Annotated in this window: 1 pseudogene; it reads right to left on the reverse strand. The window is 41.2% G+C overall.

Annotated elements, in window-relative coordinates:
* Positions 1 to 302 (reverse strand): annotated as a pseudogene (locus R8N49_RS27455) (ABC transporter); the annotation flags it as partial.
* Between the last annotated feature and the right edge of the window lie 380 nt (positions 303 to 682).

A 682-nucleotide genomic window follows, 5' to 3' on the forward strand; every position in this document is an offset into this window, starting at 1 on the left:
AAAGCATAAACGGTACTGCCTTGGTCGATACGATCGAGAAAATCGGTGTCGTCCTTTTCTAGCTCACGTTCAAGTAGTCGTTGTTGCTCTGAAAGCGATACTTGCACGACTTTCAATTCACCAAGATCCAACGTCCCTTGTGTGGGTTTCAGTTCGCCACAAAGCAGATCGCCTAGCAGGGAGCCGATGTCTCCTTCTGCACTGAAGATGCCCCAAGAGTCATTGTTATCGATTGTCCATTCATCAATGGAAAGTGTGGTGGTATGTCCTTGTACAGCAAGCTGACTAAAGCGAATAGCCATTGTGTTTGTCTTCCTTGTTATTGTTGTATTGGACTAGTTATAACAACTAACCAAGGGCCTAAGGAAGGGGATGTCAGTATTAATTTTAACCAAAGCAAAGATTGTTACGACCAGAAATGAAAGACTTATGTAACGAATCTGCTGTTCAATAAGTCGCGGTAATATTTCTATATAGTCATCATTATGCGTATGGATATTATGCTGCTACACTCATATGTGGCACTTATTTATTAAATGTAAGGATGCATGTATATGAGTGAAAAGGAATACGATTATCCTGCGAGCTACAGTCTCGTTTCCATAACCGACCCATCAAGTTACATCAAATATGCCAGTGCGCATTTTAATGAAGTTGCTGGCTTTGAAGAAGGAGAGTTGAT

Source organism: Vibrio sp. 1978 (assembly GCF_033344345.1).